Below are 4,604 nucleotides of genomic sequence, written 5' to 3'. Positions count from 1 at the left end.
GGTCCTCTCAATCAGGGCTTACACAGACCATTGAACACGCCCAGTCCCAGTTGCCGTAGTTGGCCGCCGGTCAGGTCCTGGGCGTGTTCCCAGATCGCCAGCAGGGTACGACAGCCGGCCAGAACCCCCACCGCCGCCAAAGCCAGCACCACATCCAGACGGTGACGGCACCCGCGCCGATGCCGCGGGTCCGGGACACCTGCGAACATCCCGGTCAGGGGCTGGCGCGACAGGGCAGAAGTGGGGGATGATGACACAGCGGCGCGACCTTCCAGGCAATGGCTTTTTCGAACACCCCCATCGTCTCCGGAAGATCGCGCCGCACCCCCACCAACACACCGAAAACCCCTAACAACCACCAACCCAGCCAACAACTTTGCCGAGCCCCTGCCCAACCTCCGGGCAACCTCACCACACCCTCAAACGCGAAGACCCCATAATCTTCCGAGAACCGAGTGACAACAGTCGATGTTGTCACATAATCTAAAGGGGTCTGCTATAACGCTCTAGGCGGGTCTTGAATCTGATTGAGTTGCGAACTCAATCAAGTCGCGCATCATCTGAACGGCATCCGATGTCAACTGCTGAAAGTATTCGCGTGGCGAGCGACCTGACAGTTCATTATCTAGGACCTTTTGGCCCTTGCTGCCTGACGCGTGAGCTGCCACGTGCGATCGCATGCGTTGCACCGTTCGTAGCAAAGAAGTATCGCGATCGACGTATCTGTATGAGTGTTTCTCAAGGAACCTCTGTAGTTTACCGATGCCTTTTGTCCCGCTGTCTACTGAAACTTCTTGCGAAAGCGCCCTCTCATTGAGGAGGTCAACGAGTATCAGTGCTAAGTTAAGTAGCTGCGCTTGAAACTCAGTGCTGGTATCATTTACAGGAATACGAAGGCGGCGAATGACGTCTTTATCGTTGTGAGTAGCTTCTCGATAGAGGGGCCATCCCCAGCGCCTTTCCCAGATCCGGTTGAGTTCCTCGTATGAGGTCTTGAAATGATGCTCAGGGTTTTTGCTCGTAGTGAATTGTCCCAAAATAGAGCGACGAAAGTTTGTTTCGCTCATTTTCTGTGTCGGAGGCACGTTGTACGACAACCAATGACTCCACTCCCCTTGCGGGACGTCGCGACCGAGGTCACCCAAGAATACGGCAACGAATGTTGGATCGTCATTGTCAATTTGGACGTGCCACAGTTGGGCACAGGAGAGACCTCCGTCTCCTACGGAGTACAGTGAAGGGTTGTCGTAGTATTTTTGCATCACGTCAGGTTTAAAAAAGACAGGCGTCAAATAGTGGGGCGCGTCTGGGTTGGCGCCAAAATAGTTCGCCAAGCGATCAGGATTGCAGGTGAACTTGATCGGAACTCCAGTTTCGCTTTCCCCTATAATGAATTCTGGATAGTCCTCTGGGTCAATATCGTCCCACGGCCAGATGCCACAAGCGGCCTGCGGCGGCGCTTGTAGGATACGTTTCGCGAGTACTCGTGAAAAAATCACTTGTTCGTCAAGGTGTAGTCTGCCGATATTGCGAGCAATGCACGCGTCTTTACCGTTGGAAGAATCTTCAATTTCGAGATGGTCGAAGGTTGCAGTAGGCGCGGCGTTGCGTACCGATACTGTGGAGTCTAAGAACAGAACGGCATCAAGCTGACGCGCGGCGAGATACCGGTTTAAAATAGGTGTTCGCACCTCGATTTTCTGGGCTTCAAACTTGACGGCAAGTTCTTTCGTGCCATCATCCTTGATCTGGAAATAATTGCCGGACTTAGGGTCTTGCCATAGTCCCATTAGCAAACGGAATTCTTCTGAAATAAGTATGGTGTCAGGCACGACGCCGTGGAACTCCTGGAAGATAACAAGCGGTTCAAAATCTGGTGCCGCATCGTTCCTGAAGTAGCGCGCGTCCTCTTTTGATCCCACAAACCCCGGAGTCCCGCGGCCCTTTGTAAGATCCCATCCCATGCTGCTGAGTATCTTGTCTCGTAGATGTGGTTGAGACAGGGTAATGTAGCGGCCTCCGTGGTTACCGTTACTGTCGTTCCAGCTGTCACAGATTACGGTCCAGGGACCGTCGCCGTTTGTGAGGCTAGATTCGATTATTTGCGTCTGTTCTAGATGCTTCGCTATCTGGAGAGTTTCGTCGTTGCCCATAGTTTGCCTTGTTAGTGCTGGTACCTTGTGCGCCTAGGTGCTTGCCATCTTTGATGGAGAGTGTACTCGTACCTATGTCATGATGGGTGTCTGTCTTATTAGTCGATTCATCGTTGGGTGAAGCCTGCTGCCATCACGCTGCACGTAAGGTAAGAACTAGCTGTCTACGAGGGCTGTGTGGATGCGGCGGAAGTCGAGTTCGCGGTCGCGGGTGCGGAAGGGGAGTTCGTAGACGTAGGTTACGCCGGAGCCGGGGTGGGTGTGGGTGCGTTCGTCCAGGGGCATGTCGGTGTCCGACTCGGGGCGCTTGCGCTTGTCCCAGGCTTGGCGCACTGGCGTGGGCACCTGACGTCCATTGGCGTCATAGACATAGGCGCCCGTGCCCCGGCCATGGTCATAGTCGTAGAGCACCGCAAACTGCGTGCGGTAGATCGTGCACAGATCCTCAATCGGGACCCCAAGCATCACCGCCACCATCACGTCGACCTCCGCCTGCGCGTTGCGCCGGTCCTCCGCACGACGGAGGGGAATGTCGGGCGTCCAGGCCGGCCCGATCGGGCGCTCGTCGTAGCGTTCCAGAATCGGCGAGTCCTCAAGGAACGCCTCGTCCCAGCACTCGGCCCACAGATCGGCGTAGGCGTCCGTCAGGCAGTTCAGACGGAGGGTTCGAAGGGTGGCGCGGATTGCGAGTGGGTGCGATCGTGGTGGTAAGGGAATACGCTCGAAGTCTTGGTTGATGATGTCATTACGGTTCCTCGAACGTACTTGAAAATCGGCAAGAAGCGACGAAGAGACAGCGGCGATCAGGGGTAGGGACGGTGTGTCGGTCAGACTCGTCGAGTAGATCGGATTAACGTGCGCGGCGCCGGGTGGGAGCATAGCCGGGATCAGCGTCCGCTCGCCGGTGTTGGCCGCCATGCGGCGCCAGGCGATGCGGTAGTGGTCGCGGGCGGAGGCGGTGCCCCAGTGGGTGTAGAGGCGATCGTAGGTGGCGCGGTCGCCGGCAGGCTTGTACTGGGTCACCGGCTGCGCATCCGCAGGCAGGGCCTCGAAGTCGGTCGAAGTCCAATCGAGGAAGTTCTTCATGGATTCGTTCGGCCGTTTATACAGGGGCGTAGACACGTACAGGTGCGGTCCCTGCAGGATGGCGTCCTCCCAGGAGGCTGGGCCCCACACCTTGACGAAGCGTCCCGTCTCAAAGTCGGTTGTCTCGTTCCAACCGGAGGAGAACTCAAGGCCGAGAGAGCCTATGCGCTGGCTGCGTGACAGAGTTTCCAAAGTGCGAGCGGCCGCCGAGTTGACCGTTGAGACCATGGGGGCGGAACGCCAGTCGTCTGCCTCGGTCACGGTCTGCCAGTTCCCAAGCGTGGATTCGTCGACCCGCTGGATGCGGGAGGCGTGCGGGCGGAGATCCCAGGTTCCCGTGTGCGGGTCCTTGAAGCCTGGCTCCTCGCCGGAACCGTCATGCTTGAGAGATCGGGTGGCCGTGTCAGGGTGGTAGAGCGAGACGGCACTGAGGAAGCTAGGCGTACGTTCCGCACCGTAGACATGCACGCCGTAAATCTTCTGGTGCTGAATATCGAAGAGCTGAAGCTCGTTGATGAATTGCCAGTGCCTCCGCAGGTGCCGATACGTCGCTGCCCGCAGGTTCGGGGTCTTGGCATCCGTGAAGTGGGTCTCCATGTGGATGAGTCCCGAGGTTCCGCTCGGCTTCTGGTGCTCCCACACCTGGCACATGAAGGCGCGATACAGATCGGGGCGGCCCTCCATGACGGGGTACACGGTGGAGTCGCTGATGAACTCAGCCAGGACTTCCGTCTCCGCGGCTCCGTCGACCACCGTGTTTAGGATGCCGGGGCGGCTGATCGTCGCGGGCATGCGGGCGGTCTTCTCGGCGACCGGAGGCTTGCTCGTGAGTACCCACCATGGATCGCCGTCGGCCAGGAGCGTCTCCAACTTGACGTCGGGCCGCACCCACGGCGGGTTACCCACCTGCAGGTCAAAGCCGCCGCGCGCAAACACGGTGGCGAAGTCCAGCTCCCAGTGGAAGAAGCCCTGCTCGTCCGCGACCCGCTTGGCCACACGCAGCCACGGCTGCTGCTCAAGCACCGCCTCCACCCTGCGCGCACCGGCGAACTGGAGGTCCCAGGCCTCCGTCTCCTCCAGCCCCTCCCAGGTGGTCGCCTCGGCCAGCGGCACCGCGTTGGCGGGGGCGGCGTCGCCCGCGTAGCCGAGCGTGTGCTCCAGCGTCTCCAGCCACTCCTCCAGGCTCGGCGGCTTAACGTCGGTGGTCAGCGGCCAGTACCACAGTGCGCACCACGCATCCATCACCAGCCGCAGACGCCGATAGGCCGAATCCGGGCTGGCCAGGTAGTCCTCGATCTGCTCCCGCGTCACCGCCGAACCCGCACCCACCGGGGCCCGCCGACCCCACAGGTCGATGCGGCGGGA

The 4,604-nt window shown here is 59.3% G+C and carries 2 protein-coding genes and 1 pseudogene; all 3 read right to left on the bottom strand.

What is annotated here, in order from left to right; genetic code table 11:
- Nucleotides 1-11: 11 nt before the first annotated feature.
- Entirely contained in the window at nt 12-257 is a 246-nt protein-coding gene (locus BN1056_RS05735) for a transposase family protein (protein WP_210579718.1), read from the bottom strand.
- A gap of 249 nt (nt 258-506) precedes the next feature.
- Nucleotides 507-1,964 (bottom strand): hypothetical protein, encoded by a 1,458-nt coding sequence (locus BN1056_RS05730; RefSeq protein ID WP_244671538.1) that lies wholly within the window; start codon nt 1,962-1,964, stop codon nt 507-509.
- A gap of 345 nt (nt 1,965-2,309) precedes the next feature.
- Nucleotides 2,310-4,604: pseudogene (locus tag BN1056_RS05725) on the bottom strand (class I SAM-dependent DNA methyltransferase); the annotation flags it as partial.

The sequence above is a fragment of the Actinomyces succiniciruminis genome (genome assembly GCF_900002405.1).
Classification (GTDB): domain Bacteria; phylum Actinomycetota; class Actinomycetes; order Actinomycetales; family Actinomycetaceae; genus Actinomyces; species Actinomyces succiniciruminis.
This window is presented reverse-complemented; position numbering and strand designations above follow the sequence as displayed.